This is a genomic window from Streptomyces sp. NPDC006208 (assembly GCF_040613775.1).
In the GTDB taxonomy this organism is placed as follows: domain Bacteria; phylum Actinomycetota; class Actinomycetes; order Streptomycetales; family Streptomycetaceae; genus Streptomyces.
The window spans coordinates 165,883-188,991 of record NZ_JBEXSW010000012.1 but is presented as its reverse complement, the minus strand read 5'-3'; the positions used below and the strand labels follow the sequence as shown (position 1 = coordinate 188,991).

At 71.5% G+C, this 23,109-nt stretch carries 17 protein-coding genes; 3 read left to right on the top strand and 14 right to left on the bottom strand.

Annotation, left to right across the window (positions count from 1 at the left end):
* Nucleotides 1-75: 75 nt before the first annotated feature.
* Entirely contained in the window at nucleotides 76-5,871 is a 5,796-nt protein-coding gene (locus ABZ208_RS12575) for a type I polyketide synthase (RefSeq protein ID WP_356909449.1), read from the top strand.
* An 11-nt stretch (nucleotides 5,872-5,882) separates the two neighbouring features.
* Complete coding sequence (locus ABZ208_RS12570) at nucleotides 5,883-6,146, top strand: hypothetical protein (protein WP_356909448.1); 264 nt, start codon at nucleotides 5,883-5,885, stop codon at nucleotides 6,144-6,146.
* A 68-nt stretch (nucleotides 6,147-6,214) separates the two neighbouring features.
* Here the strand turns inward: ABZ208_RS12570 and ABZ208_RS12565 are convergent, their stop codons facing one another.
* From ABZ208_RS12565 to ABZ208_RS12545, 5 genes are all read right to left on the bottom strand, one after another.
* Nucleotides 6,215-6,970, bottom strand: a complete 756-nt coding sequence (locus ABZ208_RS12565) for an alpha/beta fold hydrolase (protein WP_356909447.1) — start codon at nucleotides 6,968-6,970, stop codon at nucleotides 6,215-6,217.
* Nucleotides 6,971-7,610: 640 nt separating this feature from the next.
* Entirely contained in the window at nucleotides 7,611-8,306 is a 696-nt protein-coding gene (locus ABZ208_RS12560; protein WP_356909459.1) for a sigma-70 family RNA polymerase sigma factor, read from the bottom strand.
* Nucleotides 8,307-8,795: 489 nt separating this feature from the next.
* The gene (locus ABZ208_RS12555; protein ID WP_356909446.1) at nucleotides 8,796-9,176 is read right to left on the bottom strand and encodes a hypothetical protein; all 381 of its coding nucleotides are present in this window, start codon (nucleotides 9,174-9,176) and stop codon (nucleotides 8,796-8,798) included.
* 72 nt (nucleotides 9,177-9,248) lie between these two features.
* On the bottom strand, nucleotides 9,249-10,613 hold the full coding sequence (locus tag ABZ208_RS12550; protein ID WP_356909445.1) for an AarF/ABC1/UbiB kinase family protein: 1,365 nt from the start codon (nucleotides 10,611-10,613) through the stop codon (nucleotides 9,249-9,251).
* Nucleotides 10,610-10,921 (bottom strand): non-heme iron oxygenase ferredoxin subunit, encoded by a 312-nt coding sequence (locus tag ABZ208_RS12545; RefSeq protein ID WP_328395459.1) that lies wholly within the window; start codon nucleotides 10,919-10,921, stop codon nucleotides 10,610-10,612. The genes ABZ208_RS12550 and ABZ208_RS12545 overlap by 4 nt, the downstream gene beginning before the upstream one ends.
* A gap of 681 nt (nucleotides 10,922-11,602) precedes the next feature.
* On the opposite strand from ABZ208_RS12545, the gene ABZ208_RS12540 reads away from it, so the two are divergent.
* Nucleotides 11,603-12,496: a hypothetical protein gene (locus ABZ208_RS12540; RefSeq protein ID WP_356909444.1), complete on the top strand. Its 894-nt coding sequence runs from the start codon at nucleotides 11,603-11,605 to the stop codon at nucleotides 12,494-12,496.
* A gap of 10 nt (nucleotides 12,497-12,506) precedes the next feature.
* Here ABZ208_RS12540 and ABZ208_RS12535 read toward each other — a convergent pair whose 3' ends face one another.
* From ABZ208_RS12535 to ABZ208_RS12495, 9 genes are all read right to left on the bottom strand, one after another.
* Complete coding sequence (locus ABZ208_RS12535; protein ID WP_356909443.1) at nucleotides 12,507-14,057, bottom strand: BTAD domain-containing putative transcriptional regulator; 1,551 nt, start codon at nucleotides 14,055-14,057, stop codon at nucleotides 12,507-12,509.
* Nucleotides 14,058-14,233: 176 nt separating this feature from the next.
* Nucleotides 14,234-14,749, bottom strand: coding sequence for a phage tail protein (locus tag ABZ208_RS12530; RefSeq protein WP_356909442.1), 516 nt, complete (start codon nucleotides 14,747-14,749; stop codon nucleotides 14,234-14,236).
* 21 nt (nucleotides 14,750-14,770) lie between these two features.
* Complete coding sequence (locus tag ABZ208_RS12525; protein ID WP_356909441.1) at nucleotides 14,771-16,711, bottom strand: putative baseplate assembly protein; 1,941 nt, start codon at nucleotides 16,709-16,711, stop codon at nucleotides 14,771-14,773.
* Nucleotides 16,708-17,133: a GPW/gp25 family protein gene (locus ABZ208_RS12520; RefSeq protein ID WP_356909440.1), complete on the bottom strand. Its 426-nt coding sequence runs from the start codon at nucleotides 17,131-17,133 to the stop codon at nucleotides 16,708-16,710. Before ABZ208_RS12520 ends, ABZ208_RS12525 begins: the two co-directional genes overlap by 4 nt.
* Before the next feature lie 5 nt (nucleotides 17,134-17,138).
* Nucleotides 17,139-17,420, bottom strand: a complete 282-nt coding sequence (locus ABZ208_RS12515; protein ID WP_189881482.1) for a PAAR domain-containing protein — start codon at nucleotides 17,418-17,420, stop codon at nucleotides 17,139-17,141.
* 70 nt (nucleotides 17,421-17,490) lie between these two features.
* On the bottom strand, nucleotides 17,491-19,344 hold the full coding sequence (locus ABZ208_RS12510) for a VgrG-related protein (RefSeq protein ID WP_356909439.1): 1,854 nt from the start codon (nucleotides 19,342-19,344) through the stop codon (nucleotides 17,491-17,493).
* Nucleotides 19,334-20,116, bottom strand: a complete 783-nt coding sequence (locus ABZ208_RS12505; RefSeq protein WP_356909438.1) for a LysM peptidoglycan-binding domain-containing protein — start codon at nucleotides 20,114-20,116, stop codon at nucleotides 19,334-19,336. The genes ABZ208_RS12510 and ABZ208_RS12505 overlap by 11 nt, the downstream gene beginning before the upstream one ends.
* A 5-nt stretch (nucleotides 20,117-20,121) precedes the next feature.
* Nucleotides 20,122-20,562, bottom strand: a complete 441-nt coding sequence (locus tag ABZ208_RS12500) for a phage tail protein (protein WP_356909437.1) — start codon at nucleotides 20,560-20,562, stop codon at nucleotides 20,122-20,124.
* 46 nt (nucleotides 20,563-20,608) lie between these two features.
* Nucleotides 20,609-23,104 (bottom strand): hypothetical protein, encoded by a 2,496-nt coding sequence (locus ABZ208_RS12495; protein ID WP_356909436.1) that lies wholly within the window; start codon nucleotides 23,102-23,104, stop codon nucleotides 20,609-20,611.
* Nucleotides 23,105-23,109 lie beyond the last annotated feature (5 nt).

Here is a 23,109-nt window from a genome sequence, read left to right as displayed (position 1 = left end):
GACGGCGTGACGTCGTTGTGGGAGTTGGGAGTTCGCCGGTTCCTCGAACTCGGCCCCGACGGCGTACTGACCGCCATGGCACGCCAAACCCTCGAAGAACTGGACGAGACCAGCGACGCGGTGCTAATGCCGGCGCTGCGGGCCAAGCAGGCGGAGGCGGCCACGTTCGCCGCCTTCCTGGCCCGGGCACACATCGCGGGCGTGGATGTGGACTGGTCCGCGTTCTTCGCCGACAGCGGCGCACAGCGCGTCGAGTTGCCCACCTACGCCTTCCAGCGCGAGCGCTACTGGGTCACCGGCGGGTCCGCCGAACCGGTCCGGCCGGCCGGAGACGCGTCGGCGCTCGCCGCTGAGGTCGAGCAGCCGGTGACGGCCGACGCCGGCCCGCCGGCCGCCCGGCTGACCGACCAGGAGCTGTGGCGGCTGGTCCGGTCCCATGCGGCCGCCGTGCTCGGGCACACCGACGCGGCGCTCGTCGAGTCGGACAGCACGTTCAAGGAACTCGGCTTCGACTCGGTGACCGCGGTGGAACTGCGCGACCGCCTCAACGAAGCGGCCGGTCTGCGCATGCCGACCTCACTGCTGTACGACCACCCGACGCCCAAGGCGGTGGTGCGGCACATGCGCGGCGAGCTGTCCGGGCATGAACTGCCGGAACAGCGGCCGGACACGGGCGGCACCGCCGTCTCCCACGACGACCCGATCGCGATCGTCGGCATGGGCTGCCGGTACCCCGGCGGTGTGTCCTCGCCGGAGGACCTGTGGCGGCTGGTCGCCGACGGCACCGACGCGATCACGCCGTTCCCTCAGGACCGCGGGTGGCCCGCGGCGCCCGGCGGGGACTACGCCCGCATGGGCGGATTCCTGCCTGACGCGGGGGACTTCGACGCGGGTTTCTTCCGGATCAGCCCGCGCGAGGCGACGTCGATGGACCCGCAGCAGCGGTTGGTGCTGGAAGTGGCCTGGGAGGCGCTGGAGCGTGCCGGGCAGGACCCCGAGGCGCTGCGCCGGACCCCGACCGCGGTGTTCATGGGGGCAATGAGCCAGGACTATCTGCCCCGTCTGTCCGAGGTGCCGGAGAACCTGGCCGGCCACGCCCTGACCGGGGGCGCGTCCAGCGTGGTGTCCGGCCGGATTGCCTACACCCTCGGCTTCGAGGGCCCGGCGGTGACCGTCGACACTGCCTGCTCGTCGTCCCTGGTGGCGCTGCACATGGCGGCGCAGTCCCTGCGCTCGGGTGAGTGCTCGATGGCGCTCGCCGGCGGTGTGACGGTCATGTCCACGCCCGGTATGTTCGTCGAGTTCTCCCGACAGGGCGGGCTCGCCGCCGACGGCCGGTGCAAGGCGTTCTCCAGCTCGGCCGACGGCACCGGTTGGTCCGAGGGCGTCGGCGTACTGGTGCTGGAACGCCTGTCCGACGCCAGGCGCAATGGCCGCCGCGTACTGGGAGTGTTGCGCGGGAGCGCGATCAACCAGGACGGCGAGAGCAACGGACTGACCGCCCCGAACGGCCCGTCCCAGGAGCGGGTGATCCGCCAGGCCCTGGCCGGAGCGGGCCTGTCAGCGGCGGACGTCGACGCGGTCGAGGCCCATGGCACGGGCACCCAGCTCGGTGACCCGATCGAGGCGCAGGCGCTGCTGGCCACGTACGGCGAGGACCGGACCGAGCCGCTGTGGCTGGGCTCGCTCAAGTCGAACATCGGACACACGCAGGCCGCCGCGGGCGTCGCGGGCGTGATCAAGATGGTCATGGCCATGCGCCACGGTGTCCTGCCGAGGACTCTGCACGCCGATGAGCCGACCGCCCACGTCGACTGGTCGGCGGGCGGGGTGGAGTTGCTGACCGAGCAGCAGGCATGGCCGGATGCCGGCCGGCCGCGCCGCGCAGGTGTCTCCTCGTTCGGCATCAGCGGGACCAACGCGCACGTGGTCATCGAACAGGGCGATCCGGACGAGGTGCCCGACGCCGATGAACCGGCCGGCACCGAGGAGCGGACCGTCCTGCTCCCGTGGCTGGTGTCCGCGCGAACCGCGTCGGCGCTGACCGCACAGGCCGAACGCCTGTCCGCGGCGGTGTCCGCCGAACCGGCGCCCGTGGCCGCCGATGTGGCGTGCACCCTCGCGACCGGCCGGGCCGCCCTCGACCACCGCGCGGTGGTGCTCGGCTCCGGGCGCACGGAACTGCTGTCCGGACTGGACGCGCTGGCCAGGGGTGAACGCGCACCGGGCCTGACCGTCGGCGCCGCTGGTGCCGCGCCGAGCGTCGCGGTCCTGTTCTCCGGGCAGGGCAGCCAGCGGCTCGGCATGAGCCGGGAACTGGTGCGGGACTTCCCGGTGTTCGCCGAAGCCTGGAACGCGATCGGCGAGGCGTTCGCCCCGCTGCTCGACCACACGATCGACGACGTGGTGGCCGCCGAGCCCGGCTCCGAACAGGCCGCGTTGCTCGACGAGACGGCCATGACGCAGCCCGCGCTGTTCGCCTTCGAGGTGGCGGCGTACCGGCTGCTGGAATCGTTCGGCGTCGAGCCGTCGGTCCTGGTCGGCCACTCGATTGGGGAGCTCGCCGCCGCGCACGTGGCGGGCGTGTTCTCGCTCGCCGACGCGGCGCGCCTGGTCGCCGCACGCGGCCGGCTGATGCAGGCCCTGCCCCGGGGCGGGGCCATGGTGGCAGTCCAGGCAAGCGAGGACGAGATCCGCGAGGCGCTGGACGGTCAGGAGGGCTCCGTCTCGGTCGCCGCGGTGAACGGTCCCACCTCCACCGTCATCTCCGGTACCGAGGACGTGGTCCTCGGCATCGGGTCGATGCTCTCCGGCGCGGGGCACAAGACACAGCGACTCCGCGTCTCGCACGCCTTCCACTCGCCGCTGATGGAACCCATGCTGGCAGAGTTCGAGCAGGTGGCACGCTCGGTGTCGTACGCGGCGCCCCGCGTCGCGGTGATCTCGAACGTGACCGGTGGACCGGCTGAGAGCGGCCGGCTGGAGCGGCCCGAGTACTGGGTGAGCCATGTACGCGAGGCCGTACGGTTCGCCGACGGCATACGGGCAGCGGTGGCCGCAGGGGCCGAGGTCTTCGTCGAGGTCGGCCCGGACGGGGTGCTGTCCGCCATGGCCCAGGAGACCCTGGCCCAGGCCGCGCCGGACACGCCCGCGATCCCGGTGGCGCGCAAGGCGCGGTCCGAATCCCGCTCGGCCACCGAGGCCCTGGCCCGGCTGCACGTCATCGGCGTGCCGGTGGACTGGGAGGCCTATCTCGCTGTCGCCGGTGCCGCGGGCCGGCGGGCCGACCTGCCCACCTACGCGTTCGACCGGCAGCGCTACTGGGTGCCCGCCGAAGCGCCGAAGGGTGACCTCGCGGGCTCGGGGCTCGACATGATCGACCACCCGTTCCTGGCCGCAGCAACCGACCTCGCGATCGGCGACCAGACGGTCCTCAGCGGCCGGATCTCGCCCGCCGACGACCCCTGGCTGGCCGACCACGGCATCGTCCGCGGTGCCGTACTCCCGGGCGCGGCCTACGTGGAGATGGCGCTCCAGGCCTTGGACGTGGCCGCGTGCCGCCGTATCGAGGAACTGACGCTGCAGGCTCCACTGGCCCTCGGCGACGACGAGGTCCGGTTCCAGGTCACCGTCGGCGCTGTCGACGACACGGGTCGCAGCGAGATCGCCTTCCACTCCCGGGCGGCAGGAGCGGGGTCATGGACCCGGCATGCCACCGGTGTGCTGTCCACGGCCCCGGCACCCGTCCCGGAGCCCGTGTCGGAGGCCTGGCCGCCGCCCGGGGCGAAGCCGGTCGAGCCGGCCGGCTTCTACCCCGCCCTCGTCGACCGCGGTTACGTCTACGGCCCGGCCTTCCAGGGTCTGCGCGGCCTGTGGCACGCGGGCGACGAGGTGTACGGAGAGATCCGGCTTCCCGACGGCGTGCCGCACGCTGCGGCGGGCTTCGCCGTACACCCGGCCGTGCTGGACGCGGCGCTGCACCCGGTACTGTCGCTGCTCGGCGCGGACCCCGGCCAGGTGCTCCTGCCGTACTCCTTCGCCGGGGTGTCGATCCACTCGACCGGCGAAGCGGACCTGCGCGTCCGGGCTGCACGGGTCAACGCCCACGAGGTGTCGCTGACGCTCACGGGCACGGACGGCGTACCGGTGCTGTCCGTCGAGTCGCTGACGTTCATGCCCGCCTCCATGGAACAGCTGGCCCGCCAGGCGACGGCGGAGTCCCTGTCCACCGTCGAGTGGACGCCACTCCCCGGCGCGACGGAATCCGGCCGCCCGGTTGCCCACGGGGAGTTCACGCACGTTGGCGCGAGCGGGGACGGGGACGTTCCCGGCTCGGCGCGGGCGACCACACAGGACGTACTCGCCCTGGTGCAGAGCTGGTTGCACGACATGCCCGACGAGAACCGGCGGGTGATCGTGACGCGCAACGCGGTCGCGGTCACCGCGGACGACACCCCCGATCTCGCCTGCGCCCCGGTCTGGGGCCTGGTGCGATCGGTCCAGGCGGAGCACCCGGACCGGTTCGTCCTCGTCGACACCGACGGGCACGAGGATTCGCTGCGTGCCCTGCAGTCGCTGGATCTGTCCGGCGAACCCCAGATAGCGGTGCGCCGCGGCGTGGTTCACGTGCCGCGGCTGGCTCAGGCTCAGCCCCCGGCCCCGGCGGACGGCGGCCCGGCCTGGGACCAGGGCACGGTGCTGCTCACGGGCGCGACAGGCGGGCTCGGCGCGCTGTTCGCCCGGCACTTGGTGGCCGAGCGCGGGGCGCGGCGGCTGCTGATGCTCAGCAGCCGCGGACCGGCGGCCCCGGGCGCCGCCGAGCTGGCCGAGGAGCTGACCGCGCTCGGCGCGGAGGTCACCCTGTCCGCCTGCGACGTGTCCGACCGGGACATGCTGGCAGAGCAGATCGCCCGGATCCCGGCGGACTCGCCGCTGACCGCGGTCGTGCACATGGCGGGTGTGCTGGATGACGCCAGTGTGGAGTCCATGACACCGGAGCAGGTCGACCGGGTGTTCCGGCCGAAGGCCGACGCCGCGTGGCACCTGCACGAACTGACGAAGGACCATCCGCTCTCGGCGTTCGTCCTGTACTCGTCCGTCGCCGGTGCGATCGGTACTCCCGGCCAGGCGAACTACGCCGCGGCCAACACCTTCCTGGACGCTCTGGCGGCCTATCGCAGGGCGGCGGGCCTGCCCGCGGTCTCCCTGGCCTGGGGTCCCTGGGCGCTCGGTATGGCGGGCACGCTCAGCGATGTCGACCTGGCGCGGTTCCGGCGCAACGGGATGGTGCCCGTGGAGGCCGCGGAGGGAACCGTGCTGTTCGACACCGCGCTCGCACTCGACACGTCACTGGTCGTACCCGCCGTACTCGACAAGGCGGCACTCCGACAGCACAAGAACCTGCCCACCCTGTTCCGCGGCATGGTCACACCGCGGCGCGAGCAGACGCCGGCGAGCGGTGAGCCGAGCGAACCGCCGGTCGTGGGGCGGCTGGTGGACCTGACACCCGAGGAGCGGTCCGACGAACTGATGGCACTGCTGTTGTCCACCTCGGCCCTGGTACTGGGCTATACCTCCACCGACGACATCGACGCCGAGATGTCGTTCAAGGAGATCGGGTTCGACTCCCTGAGCGGGGTGGAGTTCCGCAACCACGTCCGGAAGGACACGGGCGTGGAGATCCCGGCGACGGTGATCTTCAACTACCCGACCCCGGCGGCGCTGGCGGTCCACCTGCGAGACCGGATGTTCCCCGATGACGGCCTCGCCCCGGAGCTGGAGGACGACGAGGCCGAGGCAATGGACGAGCTGGACGAGGAGATCGACGCCATGGACATCGCCGAGCTCGTGCAGCGAGCCTTCTCCGAGTGAAGAACAAAACGATGACCAGGCAAGACCTGAGGAAGAGAAGGAACTCTCCGGCGACGGCACGCAGTAGGACGAGCTGGTGGGGGAACCCCTCCGACGCGTACGGCAGGTTCCGTGAGACCGGTCCGGCCAACCGGTGCCTCCTGGACAGCGCCGATATCGCCTGCGGCGACGCGGGGGTGGCGTTCACGCTGTTCCCCGTCGTCGAGGGCGGCGGGGAGGCCAGGCGTGAGCCGGTCTTCAGCCGCTCCGTGATCCGCGTACCCGGCAGGACGTAACAACGACGAAGGGGCGACCAGGGCCCGGGAATCTCCGGAACCCTGGTCGCCCCCTGCCGGGCGCCGCATCAGCGGACAAGCACCTCACGGATGCGGGCGATCACGGACGACGCGTGCTCGTTGAGGTAGAAGTGGCCACCGGCGTACTCGTACAGCGTGAAGTCGCCCGCCGTGTGGCCTTCCCACGCCTCGGCCTCGGCGCGGGTGACCTCCGGGTCGACGTCGCCCGTCAGCGTGATCACCGGGCAGCGCAGCAGCGGCGTACCGGGATGCCTGCGATAGGTCTCGGCAGCCTTGTAGTCGGCCCGGATCGCCGGCAGCAGACTGCGCAGCAGCTCGTCGTCCTCCAGCAACTCGGGGCTGGTGCCGCTGAGCGCCTTGATGGTGCCGAGCAGCGTTTCGTCGTCGCTCAGATACACCGTGCTGTTCTCACGGTGGCAGGACGGCGCCCGCCGGCCGGAGGCGAACAGCATCATCGGATCGAAGCCCCCCGCCTCGAGCCGCAGCGCGACCTCATAGGCGAGGGTCGCGCCGAGGCTGTGTCCGAAGAGCGCGAGCGGACGGTCCGTCCAGGGCTGCAGCTCATCGGCCAGGATGTCGGCGAGCTTGAAGAGGTCGTCAATCGGCGCCTCGGTACGCCGGTCCTGCCGTCCCGGGTACTGCACGGCCAGTACGTCGACGGCGGGCGACAGCGCCTGGGTCACCGGAAAGTAGTACGTGGCCGACCCGCCCGCGTGCGGAAAGCACACCAGCCGCGTCGGGGCCGCGTCAGCCGGGTGGTAACGCCGCAGCCAGTCGCCGGTCTTCGTGATCGATTCGCTCATGTTCTCCTTCTCCCCCATTGATTGCTCACAAATTATGAAAAACCAAACAGCAAACGGTCTTTGACGATTGATGATCATCAAAGTCCGACCGCCCCGACTCCACCGGCCCGGAACGGCGCCCAGCTCTGCGCGCGTACGAGGCGGCCGTCCGCCGACTCCCCGACCGCAGCTCGCGCAGGAGCTGCGGCCCGGCGACGCGAGAAGGAGCCCGCGGCAGACCGGGGTTGGACCCGAAGAGCGAACCGCGAGGACGCTCGTCCGTCGCCGACATCACCGACCTGCTCAGCGACCTGAAGTCAACAAGACCGACAAGACGCGCCACCGCGAAACAAAGTGACCAAGTGTCCAACATTCGGACTCGATGGAGACCGAAATGCGAAAGCCCAACGGGCAACACACTCACCGCATTGTCATTCGCTGAACTTTGCCCTACCCTACGTGTAGTTTAGAGGCGAACTAAATGATGGAGGTGAGCAGAGTGGAAGATACTGTCGGCGAGACGCTGAAAAAGCTTGCGGACGCGGTCGGACAGCCGTCCCCCAGGGCACTTGAGAGCGCCAAGGCCCTCTTCCCGTTCATCGCGCACGAAGCCGTGATGAACGGCGATGCACCCGTCACCCCGGAGAGCAGGCTGCCCGAATCAGCCGGCCGACACCCTGCCGCCCCCGGCCCCCGGCCCTAGCCCGGCACCACTCTCCAGAGCGAAAGCCCGCAGACCCATTCCCTTGATGGTGTCGAACAGTTCCCTGGCCCGCTCGGAGCGGTCCGCCTCGACCGCCATGGCGCGCTCCAGATGCTTCAGGCACCGGCCCCTGAGGGGGCCGATGGATCCGCGCGCCAGCCCCAGCGTCGCACTGACCTCGTCGTACGACATGGGCGGATCGGCCACCAACAGGCCGAGGAGAGCCTGGCACTTGGGCGAGAGCGAGCAGTAGGCGAGGAGGACCTCGTCGCGCGTCTCCTGCTTGAGTGCCGCCTCCTCCGGCTGGTTCGCCGACAGCTCGGGGCGGTCGAACACCTCGGGCTCCCCTGCGGGCACGCTCCGCCCCGACTTCCGAATGTGCTTGAGGCTCTCACGACGCGCCGAAACGGAGAGCCAGTGCGCCAGCTTCTCCGGCTCCCTGAGCTGCCCCAGATGCTGGATCGCCCGCATCCAGGTCGTCTGGATGACGTCTTCACAGTCGGCCGTGGAGAGCCGGTATCCGCGGACTATGGCCCAAATCAGCGGCGTGTAATTGTCGACAATCTTGTTCCAGCTGTCCTGGTTTCCCGCTAAGCATTCATCTACAAGCCTATGCAAAGCATGAGCCTTCACATCTCCCCCGTTCACCCTCATGCGCTCGTCCAGTCGGCGGCTCTTACGCTGCTGCACAGCCGATCACTCACGATGAGAATACATAGCGTCTCGATAACTACCGTCCCTGGCGCTACAGCCGTTAACTATACGGCGCCCCCGGGGTGCGATGTCAACGCTGCCTTTGCGAATCCAAAACCTGGACAGGGCTGGCGAGAAGGAGTAAACGGACTTTGTCAAGAGGCGGAACTTGGCCTCCGTTTAAGCACTTTGACGATGCTTCACCTGCCCTTCACCAACACTCCCAAAGCGTCAACCCAGAGTTGACAGAAGCTCAGCATCTCCCTGAAGCGTTCGGGGACGCATTGGTTGGAGCAGGTGCCGGCTGAGCTCGTGGCACGGTCTGCTGTCGGTGACCATGTGCCGGATCGCGGTGGTGATCGAGTACTCGACGGCGACCAGGCCCCCGAGGGGACCGCGGCGGGCGGTCAGCCGCGCGTAACAGGCCTGCGGGTAGGTGCCCTTGGGCTCTCACCGCGCCGACTGCCACGAGGCCGAGTGCTCCCTTGAGACAGGGGTTGCCGGGCCGGACTTGATGTTCCTGTCGCCGCGGGACTCCGCGGTGATCACTTCGGTGGTGACCTGGTTGATGCCGGGACGCGCGCCGTACGGCCGCCGCTGCCGCTCCGGTTGCGGAGCCGCAGCCCGGGCGGGGTTCGCCCGGATACACCTCATGACGTTGGCCGGCGTCCAGGTGCGGTGCTTCATCAGCGAGGCAGCGGATCGGGGAAGTCGGCCCGGTTGTGGCCGGTCGATGACCGTCAGCGCGCACTGGTCCTGGCCACCGAGCCGGTCGAGCAGACCCTGCATCGTCTCCCCGATGACCACGGCGTCCCGCTCTCCTGTGCTCATCGGGGCATTGCCTCCACGAGGACTTCAGATCATCCACCCCTTCAGATCGCCCCGGGCCCCCGAAAACAGCTGTCAGGCGTCGGGGGCGGGCGACTCGGGTGCGGGGGGATCGGGCTCGAAGCCCGGCATTCCCGCGACCGCCTCGGCACGGTACGGAATCCGGGCGCCCAGCTGGCTGAGCATGGCCAGTTCCCCCATCCACACCCGCTGTACGATCGCGTGCTCCGGGTGCATCACCATCCGGCTCCTGAGGATCTCCGCATCCTTGGTGAGCGTGGCTCTGCGCACGGCCTCACGCATCCATTCGCGGTCGAAGGCGAAGACCTCTTCGTTCAGCGGCTGCACCAGCATCTCCATCGACCTGCTCAGCCAGCCCAAATCCTCGGGCTTCTCGTCCCCTTCGTCCTTACGTTCCTTGAGCAGTCCCGCCTCCCGCATCACCTCCGCCATCTGCTCCGGGTCGCCGTCGGCGCAGGCCCGCATCACCGGGCCCATCCATGGCACCAGCCCGTCGGGGAGCCGGGCCACGGCGCCGAAGTCGAGCACCCCGAGCCTGCCGTCGTCGGTGAGCCGGAAGTTCCCCGGGTGCGGGTCGGCGTGCATCAGGCCGCAGCGGTTCGGTCCCGCGTGGTGGAACCGCGCGAGCAGCAGCCCCAGCCGGTCCCGGTCCTCCTGCTCGCCGTCGGCCATGACCACGGACGCCGGTGTGCCGTCCAGCCACTCGGCCACCAGGACCCGGTCGGTGGCCTCGACCACCCGGGGCACCACGAAGTCCGGGTCGTCGGCGAACGCCTCGGCGAACGCCGCCTGGGACTCGGCCTCCATGAGATAGTCCAGCTCCTCGGCCATCTGCTCGCGCAACTCCGCCACCACCTCCTTGACGTCGAGCTCGCCGCCGGTCACCCGGTCGATGATCCAGCCCATCCGGGTCAGATGACCGAAGTCCGAAGTGAGCGCCTCGGCGGCGCCGGGGTGCTGGACCTTGACCGCGACGTCCCTGCCGTCGCGCCAACGCCCCCGGTGCACCTGGCCGATGGAGGCGGTGGCCACCGGTCGGTCCGTGAACTCGGGCAGCAGCTCACGCCAGTCGTCCCCCAGCTGCTCGCGCAGCACGGTGTGGACCGCACGGGCCGGCAGGGCGGGCCCGCTCTCCTGCAGGCTGGTCAGCGCCGCCCGGTAGGGCCGTACGAGATTCTCCGGCAGGGCGCTCTCCATCACGCTGAGCACCTGGGCGAACTTCTGTGCACCACCCTTGAGTTCACCGATGACGGCGAAGAGCTGCTTGGCGGTGCGCTCCTCGATCTCGGTCCTGATCAGGTCCTCGGCACCGCCCGCAAGCCGCCGGGCCAGCCCGAAAGCGGTGCGCCCCGCGAAACCGAGCGGCAGCGACGCCATCTTCAGGGACCGCCGCACGGTCCCCTTCGGCAGCTCGCTCACCGGTCCGTACCACCGTTCCTGGAGAGCAGGACTATCCCGTCGTCGACCTGTACTGCGAAGGTCTCGACCGGCTCGGACGCCGGGGATTCGAGCGCCGCACCGGTGCGCAGACAGAAGCGGCTGAAGTGCCAGGGACAGCTGACGCTGCCGTCGTCCTCCAACTCGCCTTCCGAGAGCGGAATTTCCTCGTGTGTGCACTTGTCACGCACCGCGTACACCGTGCCGCCGGAGTTGGCGAGGAGGACCTGCACCCCGTCGAATTCCACGCTCAGCAGCTCCCCTTCCGGCAGGTCTGCCAGCTTCGCCACGGGGATTCCTTCCTTGATCTCCACAGCACTCTTCCTCTCGGTCGGCGGGGATCCGGCCGCGGTGACAGCCGCTCTCCCTCCTCTCTGATCCGCCCGGAGGCGCCGTGGATACACCTGACAGCCGCGTCCTGTCCGCGTCGGTGCTCAGGGTGTACGACGCGTCCCGCCCACCATGGACGTGGCCGATCCGGTACTCGCTCGCGCGCACGGAGTCACCCGGCGCTGCCGCCACGAGATGCGTATCAAGTGGCCGACTCCCCGCCACCCCATTGCCCCAGCTTGACCGAAAGCGTCGCCGACGCTGAGCGGCAGCGGCAGCGGCAGCGGCAGCGGCTCGCCAACGACAACGCCTCCGCGCTGTCGCACGTTCCGGGTCGTCATCACCTCCCGCACGTCCTCGCCCCGGCACAGGTCGCGGTACGGCGCCCTAAAGGGCAGCGACGGGCGCTTCCGTGGTTGCCCTTGCAGGCGTGTGCCGGAGGCACCGCCTGGCGCAGCATGGGTGGTGGAAGGGGTGAGGGGTCCGTGGACAACTGCACAGTGTGCGGGAATCGGTGTGATCCCGGGGAGCAGTTCTGCGGCGCCTGCGGAGCCTTCCTCGAGTGGTCGCGGCCGAACACCCCGGCAGCCGCGGCTCAGCCGGATGCCGCAGTCCCGACCCCGACAGGGCCGGACGTCGCCGTGCCTCGGGAGGAACCCGCAGCCCAGGCGAGCGGGCCGACCATCCCGCCGAAGCCCACCGCCCCGCCCCTGCGCGCCGTTCAGCCTCATGTCGAGGAGCCCGGCAGGCCGGTGCCGCCGTCGCGGCACGGGGATGCCGCCGAACCGCCGCCCCAGGCCGGGGACCTCATCTGCGGCCAGTGCGGCAGCGGAAACCTGCCGACGAGGCGTTACTGCCGACGTTGCGGTGCCTCTCTCGCGGACGCCCCTGTCGTACCCCGGCCGCCCTGGTGGCGGCGGCTGTTCACACGCCGCCCCAGGCCGAAGCCCGTCGCCGGGGAGCGGCCACCGCGCCGGGAGTGGCGGCGGCCACGATTCGTCCTGCCGCTGCTGGTGCTTTGCGTCCTCGTGGCGGTCGGGTACGCCTTCCGCGGCGAGGCCGGTCGAATGCTGGAGGCCGTAAGGGACCGGACGTCCAAGACCGAGCAGATGCATGCCGTGAACGTGACGGCGTCGAGTGCAGGGAAACAGCACCCGGCCACCCTTGCCGTGGACGGGACCACGGACAAGTATTGGACGCCCGCGCTGCCCGGAGCCTTCAAAGGGGAGTATCTGGAGGCCGCGTTCGCCGACCCCGTTCGCCTGCTCGATCTCGTCGTCCATCCCGGCAGCTCTCCTACTGCCGAGAAGTTCCTCACCCAGGCGCGGCCCAGCAGTCTGCTGATAACCGTCACCTCGAAGGACGGCCGGACGACCGTCAAGACCGTCCAACTGGCCGACGTGCCGGGAGGGCAGCGCTTCCACCTCGCCGTCAGCGATGCCGTCCGGGTCCGGCTCACGGTCCAGGGCGTGTACGGGGGCGGGGCCGACCGGTATCTCGCCTTCGCCGAGGTCGAGTTCTTCAGACGGCGCTGAGCCGGGTGCCTCAGACGACACCCAGGGTATGCAGCATCTGCGCGTGCCGGCGCTCCGCGTGCCGGGCCGCCACCGGGTCACCGGCCTGCCTGTGGGCCGCGATCAGCAACCGCCACACCGCGTCCTGGAACGGGTCCAGGGACAGCGCGTGCGCGGCGGCCGCCACCGCGGCCGCCGCGCGGTTCCGGCCGAGTTCCACTTCGGCCAGCGCGTGGGCCGCCCGCACCGCCTGGTTGCGATACTGCTCACGGATCGGCACCACCCACTCCGCCGGGCCGTCCTCCGGCAGCAACTCCCCGGTGTAGAGCCGCAGGGCCCGCCCCAGCGCCCCCGCCGCCCGATCCGCCTCCCCGCGCGCTGCCGCCCGCAGGCCCTCCCTGGCCGCGGCCTCGAAGGCCTGTACGTCGCAGCTGGCCCCGGGGTCCAGCACCAGCATGTACGCCTCGCCCGACCGCACCAGCACCTGGGCCCTCCCCCGTCCGGTGCCCGGTTCCAGGACGGTCCGCAGGGCCGAGACCGCGACCTGCAGTCCGCGTCCCGCCGTATGGGCCGGGCTCTCCGGCCACAGGGCGGCCATCAGCTCCTCCCGGTGGACGGGCCGCCCCGCGTGGACGGACAGCAGCCGGGCCAGCGCCCGTACTCGCGGCCGGGTGCGGCTCCAGTCCAGCGGACGCCCCGCCAGTGTGGCCTCGTACCGTTGGAAGCAGCGCAGAGACAGCGACGCGGACGGGGCCCCGTCGGTGCGGTGCAGGGTGCCCGTGTGCCGGTCCGGCCGTGCGCAGCGCCTGGCCAGGTGCGCCCGCAGCAGCGGCACTTCGGTCTCCAGGCCGTACTCCTCGGCGAGTTCCGGCGCGTCGGCCCCGTCGTGGCCGCCGGGGTCATCGGGTCCCCGTTCCATCGCACGCACCAGCCGGGGCGGTAACGCCTCCAGCACTTCCCGGTCCAGATAGGTGCGCAGGGCGGCGGACTCCAGCGGGTCGCGGCCCGTGAGCACCGCCTGCCTGCTGAGGCTGAGGACACCGGGCCAGCCCTGGGTGAGTTCGGCGAGCTTCCGCGTGACCTCCGGGGCGTCGGGGAAGACGGAGGCGATCTCGCTTTCGCCCAGCCGCAGTTCACGGGCGCGCAGCACGGCGGTGTCGGCCAGTTCCAGCCGGGTGAGGTTCAGCGCGGGCATCCGACGGCCGGCCAGGATCAGCCGCAGGTTCCGCGGCGCCAGCACGGCCAGTTCCTCCAGTGATGCCTCGGCAGGGCTGCCGTGCACGTGGTGGACCCCGTCGACGAGCAGCAGGACCGGATCCGCGCGGCGCTCGACCGCCAGCAGGACGAACTCCACTGACACCGGGTCGGGAAGCTCCAACTGCTTTCCCAGACTGGCGAGCAGCGAAGGCACCCCGAGAGTGTCGCGGCACGGCCGCCAGTGCAGCACCTTCCCGGGGAAGGCGTCCGCGGTCCGCGTGAGCAGGGTGGTCTTGCCGTACCCGGCTGGAGCGACGAGCAGCGTCAGCGGTGCCGTCCCTCGAGCGAGCCCCGGCACCAGACGCTCGCACACCGTTTCGTGCATAAGGGCCTCCTCCCCCGACAGGAGGTCAAGGATGGTGCTCACTCTCCGCACCGGCGGAGTAACTGATTACCCCATATGAGCTTGGGCGTGCAACATGCATGCTTCCCTGGGTGTTCCATGCGCCCCTGGTCATTCGGGGCCGCGAGCCGGGTGGCGCGCGCTGGGCGTACGCCTCGCTACGGCTCCGCGACCACCTCGACGGTGAACGGCAGGTGCACCGGCCGGTTGCGGGCCACGAGTGCCGACACGGCCGCCTTGTCCACCGACTCCACGTCAGGGACCCGCAGCCGCACGGTCAGGTGCGGCCGCGATGCACCGGGGAGCGGGGTCAGCGCGGTGGCCGACCACACCGTGCCGCCGCTTTCCTCGATCTGCGGGGTGACCCCGAACACCTGGCGGATCTGCTCCGCGAGTCCCTTGGCGGTGCCCCGGGTGGCGTGCCCGGGCACCGCTCCGCGCACCTCGCCCTCCGCGCCCACCCAGGCCGCGAGCAGCGCCAGGAAGTCGTCGGGGGCCAGGCGCGGGTCGAAGTACGCGGGAAGGCTGTCGAGCACGCCCAGCACGGGCGCCAGGACCTCGTCGAGAGCATCCGTGAGCCGTTGGACGAGGTCGTCGTCCGCGTACACGCCCGGCAACTGGGCTCCCAGCGGATGCCTGGTCCGCAGCCCCGGCACGATCCGGCGCTCAGTCATCACCCGTCACCTCCACTCGTGTCACACCACCCGCACCTGGTGGTCGTAGCTGAAGACCAGCGAGCCCGCGTCCAGCGTGATCCGCTCCGCCGGTTCGCCGCGCCGGCGGGTCTGAAGGTCCGCGGGGAACAGCCGTACGCTCTCCACCGCCTCCACCCCGGCGACCTGCTGGAGCACCGCGAAGACCTCCCCGCTGTGCACGGTCCGCCCGAACGGCCAGCCGTTCCCGTCCGGCCCGCCGGTGAGCGGGTTCAGACGGCGGTACAGGGCGGCGAGCGCGGCCCGCTGCACCCTGGCGGCCGGGACGCCGGCCGCTGCCTGGAGTACCGCGACCACCGTCACGCCCTGGTAGTACGGCGGCTCGACGACGAGCCGTGCGCCCAGCATGCGCCGCGCGTCCAGATACGCCGCGACCCGGGCCAGGAGCTGCTCCGGGCAGGCCATCTGCCCGAACTCCAGGCGTCCTTCGCCGTCGTCCTCGGCAGCCGGGATCAGCAGCACCCGTACCCCGCCCGCGCCCGCGTCCACGCACCGTACCCGGGCAATCTCGGGGGCCGTCTGCCTGGTCAGGTACTCGTAGTCGTCGGCCGTCACGGCCCGCTCCCGGGTGCGCAGCGCCGATGCACCGCGCAACCGGGCGTTCGCCACGTCCTCGCCGTCGACCCCGCCGCTCGCCGCCCGCCGGTTCTCCACCCGTGCGATGTACGGGATCGAGCTGCGCAGCACGGCGAGGGCGCGGCGTGCCACATTGCCGCGCCGACCGCCGCCCGCGAGATACGAACGGACCCGCACCGGGACGCCCTTGGCAGGAACGGCCCCGTAGTGGCTGAGGGTGCCGTCGGCCTGCCGTACCGCCGGGCCGAAGCTCACCTCACCGGTGCTTCGGTCCAGTCGTATGTGCCGGTCCAGGGGGCCGGATTCGCCGAAGTGCTCGACCTCGGTCCACTCCGTCCAATCGCCTCCGGGGGCCGCGGTCTCCATGACGAACGGCGGGCCGCCCGCCACCACGGGAGCCCGATCCAGCGTGAACGACTGGGCGGGCACGCCTTCGGAAACCCCGAGGATTTCCTCACCGGCCCGCTCGGCGTGCACGGCCGGGGCGGTCCCGCCGATGGTGAACGCCTCGGCGGACAGCAGCTCCGGGGTCGCCGAGTACGTACGCTGCCCCTCGACGGGGGCCTGCACCACGCACCGCAGCCAGCCTGCCCGCTGCCGGGCCTCCACAGAGGCCAGGTGCCCGGCTGGCAGCTGGACCAGTACGTCGCCCGGCCGGTTGAAGCCGCCCGTGCTGTCGCGGTCGACCTCGCAGGAGGTCCAGCCCTCGGCCGTCCACGCCTCCCAGGCCAGCGGCGGGTGTTCGGGGTCGATGCCGTGGCCGGCTACCGGGAAGTCCAGCCGCAACGCCACCACACAGGAGGGCGCGGCCCGGGAGAGGCCGAAGAGCACGGCGTCGCCGGGGCGCGGCACGGCGGAGAAGCAGGGCACTCCGTGGCCTCCGGCCAGCTCGGGCCCTTGGTCGGCGGCCACGGAGCCCGATTCTCCGGTGACGACGGCGAGGGCGGTCAACTCCACGGGGACGACGACCAGTTCCCGGACCGTCGAGAAGACCACCGCCTCCTCCGTCTCGGTGCGGTGCGTGGCGACTTCGGTCCCCTCCCGCACCTGCACGGTCTGGTCCTGCGGCGCCGAGAGCCAGAAGGTGACGTCGGTACGGGCCGCCGTGGGCGGGTGCAGGGCGAGCCCGATCAGGTCGAGGAACGCCAGGTGGTTCTTGTCCGGGACCCGGTTCAGCCGATAGATCAGCTGATCGGTCATGTGTGCGAAGGCCTCGATCAGCGTGACGCCGGGGTCGGAGACGTTGTGGTCGCTCCACTCGGGGCAGCGCTGCTGCACCATCCGCTTGGCCTCGTCGACGAGGTCCTGGAAGCGCCGGTCATCGAGATGGGGTTCGGGCAGGCTCACCGGTCACCCGCCTCCGCGGAGCTGTTCTCGTGTGCGGGGATCACATAGAACGGAAACACCAGGTTCCGGGGGTCGTTCGTGCCCCGGGGCGCGTACCGGATGTCGATGTAGAGGGTGCCCTCGTCCTGCGCGTCGAAGGTGACGTTGACGTCGACCAGATCGATCCGCGGCTCCCAGCGCTCCAGCGACAGCCGCACCTCGTACGCGAGGTGTGCGGCGGTGGCCGCGTCGGCGGGCGCGAAGACGTGGTCGTGGATCGCGCACCCGAACTCCGGGCGCATGGGCCGCTCGCCGGGCGCGGTGCCGAGGATCAGTCGCATGCTCTCCTCGATCTCCCGGTCCCCGCCGACCAGGGCCACGGCCCCGGTCGCGTCGGTCCGTACCGGAAAGGCCCAGCCGGAGCCGATGAACTGCTCCCCCACAGCCCTCAGCCCCCGATCAGCACGGTGACCGCGCCCATGACGATCGGCGCCCCGCACGCGGCCAGGTCGCCTACGCGCGCGGCCGGCATGCCGCCGATGAGAACGGTGGGGCAGCCGGGCGGGGCGATCGCGGACGGAGGGTGCACGGCCGGGGGCGGGAACGAGCAGATGTGGGGGGTCGAGACGACGGCGGCGGGCATCCCCGCGATGAGCACGGTGGGCACCCCGGGCGGCCCGATCACCCCCGGGTGCCCGGTGGGGTCACCGACGCGTGCGGCAGGCGGCATCTCGTACGACTCCTCAGGCTGGTTGATTCGTTGGGTTGATTCGGTTGGTTGTCACGGCTGGTCGACACGGCTAGTTGATGCGGACGAGGGCGGCGCTGATCGAGCAGCTGGCACCGCCCTTGATCTCGGTGCGCACCTTCCCGTCGACCCCGACGGTGGTGCCCTTGACCTCGACCTGGCCGTTGGTCTGCAGCTTCACCGCGCCCGCACCGCCGTCGACGTCGACCCCGGTCTGGGCCTTGACCTGGACGGACTGACCGGACAGTTCGAGCTTTCCCGTGCCGGCGTCCATGCTGATGCCCTGCTCGGCCTTGACGGTGACCTTCTCCTTGGCTGTGATCTCGACCTTGCCGTCGCTGTGCACGGTGACGGAGGTGGCCTTCTGGTCGAGATGCAGGGTGAGTTTGCCGTCGCCGGTTGCCAGGCGTACGCCCTTGGGCCCGTTCGCGGCGTCCAGCAGCTCCAGCCGGTTGCCGGAACGGGTCACCAGGGAACGGCGGTTGGTGGCCCCGCTCGTGGAGTCGACAAGCGGACAGTCGTGCTCTGACGGCTTGTCCTGGCCGTTGTAGAGCCCGCCGAGAACATAGGGACGGTCCACCCGGCCCTGTTCGAAGCCGACCAGCACTTCGTCGCCGACCTCCGGACCGAAGATGCCTCCGCCTCCCTTGCCGCCGAGGTCCGCGGTCCTGGCCCAGTCGCTGACGTACTCCCCGTCCAGCCAGGGGAAGGCCAGCTTCACCCGGCCCCGGCCCTCGGGGTCCCGGGTGTCGGTCACCGTCGCGTTGACGAGCCCGCCGATTCGGTCCTGGGGGAGTCCGCCGCCCGCGCCCGAAGCCAGCCCGTACAGCGAGCGGTTGGAGCGGCCGCCCACCGTGATCCATGTCTGGTAGCCGGTGTCCGGATCGAAGACGTGCCGACTGCCGGAGATCGTGTACTTCCCCTCGAAGGGGGCCCCGACGTTGGCGAGAGTGACCGCCGTCCCGGCGCGCAGCTGCGGAATGCCCATGGCGACCGCGTCGAGCTCCGCGAACGTGGCGGCGAGGTCGGCGGCGAGTGCCTTCGCGGCCTGGTCGGCCTCGGCCTGCGTGCCGTGCGGGGTGTCCGTGGCCAGGAAGACGGCCATGCCGAAGGGACCGGCGGCCTGGCCCGGGGTGAGCCCGAGTTGGAGCCGTTCGCTGCGGTCGGCGGGAGCCCGGCCGACGACGGCGGCCTTGGCCTGCACGTCCCAGCCGCGCACCTCGACCTGCTGGACCTGGTCGCTGGCGGTGACCGCGGCATGGCAGCGCAGCAGGTTCCGCCCGAACTCGAGCACGTAGGGGCTGGCCTGTGGCCGGGTGGAGGTGGCGGGCGCCGTCTCGGCCCTCGCCGGATCCCGGAAGGTGAACTTCCCGTCGACGACGGCGACTTCGGCACCCGCGAGATCCGCCAGCCGGTGCAGGAACTCCCAGTCGGTGATGCCCGGCTGGGCCAGGTGCTCGTACACCGTGGTCGTGGAGTCGACCCTGCCGACGGGCAGCCCGGTCCTCTTGGCCACCTGCACGGCGATGTCGGAGGCGGTCATCTGCCGGTACCCGGCGACGCGGCGGCCCCGGAAGAACCGGTGCGCATGGTCGAGCCCGCGGACCACGGTGAAGGTGCCGGTGGCGTCGAGGTCGATCTCGACGGCCGTGACCTCGCCGGACACCAGGAGTTCGCGCTGCGGATCGTCCCCGGCGCGCGCGTACAGCTTCATCGGCGTGCCGATGGTGATGCCCGTCTTGGGCAGCACCAGGTGGTGGGGGTCGCGGAAACGCACGACGAACAGATCGGGCAGCTGGGTGGAGTCGTCGACGTAGGCGGAGACGATCAGTTCGGCGACGGGCGCGGGCAGCGGCTGTCCGTTCACCTCGACGGCAAGGGTGTTGGCGAAGCTCTCACCGGCCATGCGGGACCCCGATCTCCTCGGCGGCGGGCAGCAGCAGCTCCGTCCCGGGCGACAGGCGCATCGGATCGTCGATGCCGTTGGCCTCGGCGATGTCGCGCCAGGCGGCCGGATCCCCGTACTCCCGCCAGGCCAGCAGCGCGAGCGTGTCCCCGGACACCACCCGGTGCACCCGGCGGGCGGCGAGCGCGCCCGAGGTGGGGTTCTGGCCCGGCACGGGCCCGCTGATCTCCTCCAGGGTCACCTGGCAGGTCGCCCGGACGGGCAGGCCGCCAGGCGTGAACAGGGTGTACTTGGCCTGCACTTGGCTGACGTACCCGACGAAACCGGTGAGCCCGCCCCAGTGGAAGATCACCCACGGCGGCACGCCCTGCTGCTTCTGGTGGGTCTGATCGGTGGGCACACAGCAGGACAGCAGCGACTCGACGGCCGCCACCACGCTGTCGTCCTGCTTGCCGGTGGCGTCGAAGAACATCTCCAGGGTGAGCTTGGACGGCCCCGCGCCCTTGAACTCCGCGGGCCCGGCCTTCTTGGCGCCCTTGGCGGTCTTCCGCTCCCACTTGGCGGTCTTGGCGAGGGTGAGTTCCTTCGGGTTGAACTGGAAGTCGATCTGTCCCATGCGCGGGCCGGGTGTCGTCGTCCCGCCGTCGGCCGGGGGCTGGCGCAACTCCAGATAGGCCCGTTCGAGCTTGGGACGGGAGCCGCTGCTCCCCTTCGGATCGGCGGGGCCGGGCGGGGACGCGGAGGCGATGAACGCGACAGGTCGGCCGGCCATGTGCCTCAACTCCCCGCGTGGAGAAAGCCGTGGTGGGCGATCTCCAGGGTCTCGGTGGCCACCTTGACGTTCTCCGGGCTGAGGGACGGCCCGGTCCAGCGCACCGGGACCACGTCCATCAGACTCCAGCGCGCCACGACCGTGCCCTCGACGGTCATCGCGCTGATGTGCGCGGTCTTCCGGGCACCGCCGTTGATCATGCCGGACAGCCAGGCGGTGACCTTTTCGGTGTCCTTGGTGACGGGCCGGCTCAGCTTGATGTTGGAGTACTTGATCCGGGACGGCAGCTGCCAGACGTATAAGTTGTTGCCGCCTTCCTCGCGTTGCTCCATGACCACTTCGCAGCCGAGGCCCTCACAGCTGTTGAACGCCCCGAGGTTGATGTTGTCGATCTCGACCGTGAAGCACACGCTCACGGCCGGGTCCGGCTGCTGGTTCTGAGCCATGTCTTCCCTTCAGGACTTTCGGTGACGTTCAGTGGCGGGGGTCGAATCAGTGACGGGGGTCGAGTCGTACGCCGGCCCGCTCCCGGTCGAGCCGCAGCTCGGCGCGGAGAAGTCGGCTCAGGGGCCCTACGAGCCGCCGGACGAGCTCGTCGGTGGACTCACCGCCGCCGGGAGCGGCGGGGGCGGCCGGGGAGGCAGCCTGTTGCCCTGCCTGGGCAGGGGGTGGCTGTGGCGGTGGGGGCGGCTCAGGTGCCGACGCCGGTTCCGGCTGCGGTGCCGGCTCGGGTGCCGGGGCCGGCTCGGGCGCTCGCTGTACGGGAGCGGGCGCGGGCGCCCATGACACCGGCACGGCCGCGGGCGACGCGGGCGGTGGTTCGGGCAGCGGGACGCGCTGCAGAGGCACGGAAGCGGGTACGGGCCCGAGCTCCCAGGGCACGGACGCGGGTGAATCGGGCGCCGCGGATCGCTGAACGGGCAGAGGCGCGGTCGGGGGCAACGGTGCCCAGGACAGCGGCGTGGCAGTGGGGGGTACGCCCAGAGGCGGTGCCCAGCTCGCCCCGATGCGGCTCGGCACTACCGGCTCCGCCCGCACGGATCGCTGCACGGGTGCCGGAGAGGCGGGCGAAGGTACCCAGCTCACCGGCACGGCCGCAGGTGGCGCGGGCGGTGGTTCCGGGCTCGAGACCTCGGCGTCAGGCCCGGGCACGGGTGCGGACTGCAGCTCAAGTCCGCGCTCCCCCACGAGCCCGGCCACGGTGCCCGGCCCCGGCTCCGGTACCAGGGGTGGCTCCTCCACGGCCCGTTGAAGCGGGGTGGCCCGTACGACGGTCAGCGGCTCCTCTTGGCGCTGAACGGGAACGGGTACCGCGGTCGGTTCCTGCACGGCCGCGGGCAGGGCCTCCGGTCGGGCGGACACGGGCACCGCCGACTCGAGGGCCGGAGGCGGAGCCGATACGTGTGCGGGCGCGGGTGCGGGTACGGGCGCAGGTGCGGGGACGGCGGGCAGCGGCGCCCCGAGTCCCAGCCGCCGAGGCGCGGGGGCGGCGCCCGGTGGGACAGGAGACTGCAGCTCCTGTCGCTGCACGGGCGCGGGTCCCGGCACGGACGGCAGCGGGCCCCCCAGTCCGACCCGCGGGGCCGGAGCGTGCTCCGGCATCCCCGGTGATGGAGCGCCCGCAGGGCTGAGCGGCTGCTCCCCCACCAGCGGGCGCTCCGCCGGCGGTTCGGCAACCGTGGCCGGGATCTCCTCCGTCAAGCGCTGTACCGCGGGCCCGTCGTGGCGGACGTGCCGCCCCATCGGCAGGTGCGGGGACAGCGGCGCGGGCGCCGGAGGTACCGACGGCTCCGGGGCTTCGGGGGCCGCCGGGGGCCGTGCGTCCACGGAGGACATCGGCTGCTCCCCGATCAGGGGCCGCTCCTCCGTCGGCGCCAGCGGATCGGCATCGGCCCCCTCGTCCGTCCGGAGTTCCGGCTGAGGATCAGGCCTCGCATCCGGCGGATCCAGCGGGTCCATGGGAGGCGAGGGCGTGCTCGGCCGCTCCTCGCGCCGGGGGTAACCCGGTGGGTCGTCAGCCACCCTCTGCACATGCTGCACAGGAGCCGGAGCCCGTTCCGGCTCGACCGACGGTCCTTCCGGGACGTGCGGGACGTGACGGTGCTGCCCGCTCCGCGGGGGGCTCGGGAGAGCTGGGGCGATGACCGGCAGGACGGGATGCTGCGCCGGCAACGGCCGCTCCTCTCCCCCGGAAACGGCAACGTCCTGCACCCGCTGCACCGCAGCGGGCGCGACCGGAGCGAGAGCGTCGGCGGGCCCGGTCTCGTAGGCGGGCCGTTCCCCCAACAGGGGGTGCTCCGCATCCGCGGAAGCCGCCATCGGCTCGGGTCCCAGGTCGGGCTGCGGTCCCTCTTCCACCCGCTGGACGGGCACCGCCTCACGCACGGCCGTCACCGCCGCAACCGCCGGCAACGCCCTGACCGGAAGCGTCCGCAGCGGCAGCTCCACCGCCCGGGCCACGATGAGCGACTGCTGCGGCGCGAGCGGAACCACCACAGGAGCCACCGGTGTCACAGGGGCGACCGCCTCCGTGACGGTCCCAGGAAGGGCCGTTTCGACCGACGGAACCGGTCGGTCCGGCTCGACCGGCCGGGTGGCCGCAACCACCTCGTCGCCGGCCGCCTGCCCCAGCGGCCGGCCGTGCGGCGGCACCTCTCCCGCCCCCGACGACTCCCACCTCTGCACGGACGCAGGGCGTGGACGCGGCTCCAGCACTCCACCGACGACCCCCGCCGGCGCATCCGCGCTCACCGCATGCGCCAGTCGGCGCTGCAGCGAAGGATTGCGCCAGGAGGCCAGCGAGTCGCCGAATCCCTTCGAGGCGCTCACCAGCTCCGGCGCACCGAACGTCAGCCGCTGCACCGGTAGTTCACGCCAGCCGCCATCGTCCTCGCGAGGCGGCACGGCGGCCGGCGCCGTGGCCGGCCCCGGGTCGGCCGAAGGCGCGGGGGCGCTTCCCTTGAACCAGCTCCGCAGCGCGTCGAACACCACCG

Excerpts from the sequence above, each read along its gene's own strand:
- ABZ208_RS12570 (WP_356909448.1), top strand. The coding sequence starts at position 5,883 with ATGACCAGGCAAGACCTGAGGAAGAGAAGGAACTCTCCGGCGACGGCA.
- ABZ208_RS12530 (WP_356909442.1), bottom strand. The coding sequence starts at position 14,749 with ATGACTGAGCGCCGGATCGTGCCGGGGCTGCGGACCAGGCATCCGCTG.
- ABZ208_RS12575 (WP_356909449.1), top strand. The coding sequence starts at position 76 with ATGGCACGCCAAACCCTCGAAGAACTGGACGAGACCAGCGACGCGGTG.
- ABZ208_RS12560 (WP_356909459.1), bottom strand. The coding sequence starts at position 8,306 with ATGAGGGTGAACGGGGGAGATGTGAAGGCTCATGCTTTGCATAGGCTT.
- ABZ208_RS12510 (WP_356909439.1), bottom strand. The coding sequence starts at position 19,344 with ATGGCCGGTGAGAGCTTCGCCAACACCCTTGCCGTCGAGGTGAACGGA.
- ABZ208_RS12505 (WP_356909438.1), bottom strand. The coding sequence starts at position 20,116 with ATGGCCGGCCGACCTGTCGCGTTCATCGCCTCCGCGTCCCCGCCCGGC.
- ABZ208_RS12535 (WP_356909443.1), bottom strand. The coding sequence starts at position 14,057 with ATGCACGAAACGGTGTGCGAGCGTCTGGTGCCGGGGCTCGCTCGAGGG.
- ABZ208_RS12565 (WP_356909447.1), bottom strand. The coding sequence starts at position 6,970 with ATGAGCGAATCGATCACGAAGACCGGCGACTGGCTGCGGCGTTACCAC.
- ABZ208_RS12555 (WP_356909446.1), bottom strand. The coding sequence starts at position 9,176 with ATGAGCACAGGAGAGCGGGACGCCGTGGTCATCGGGGAGACGATGCAG.
- ABZ208_RS12515 (WP_189881482.1), bottom strand. The coding sequence starts at position 17,420 with ATGCCGCCTGCCGCACGCGTCGGTGACCCCACCGGGCACCCGGGGGTG.
- ABZ208_RS12500 (WP_356909437.1), bottom strand. The coding sequence starts at position 20,562 with ATGGCTCAGAACCAGCAGCCGGACCCGGCCGTGAGCGTGTGCTTCACG.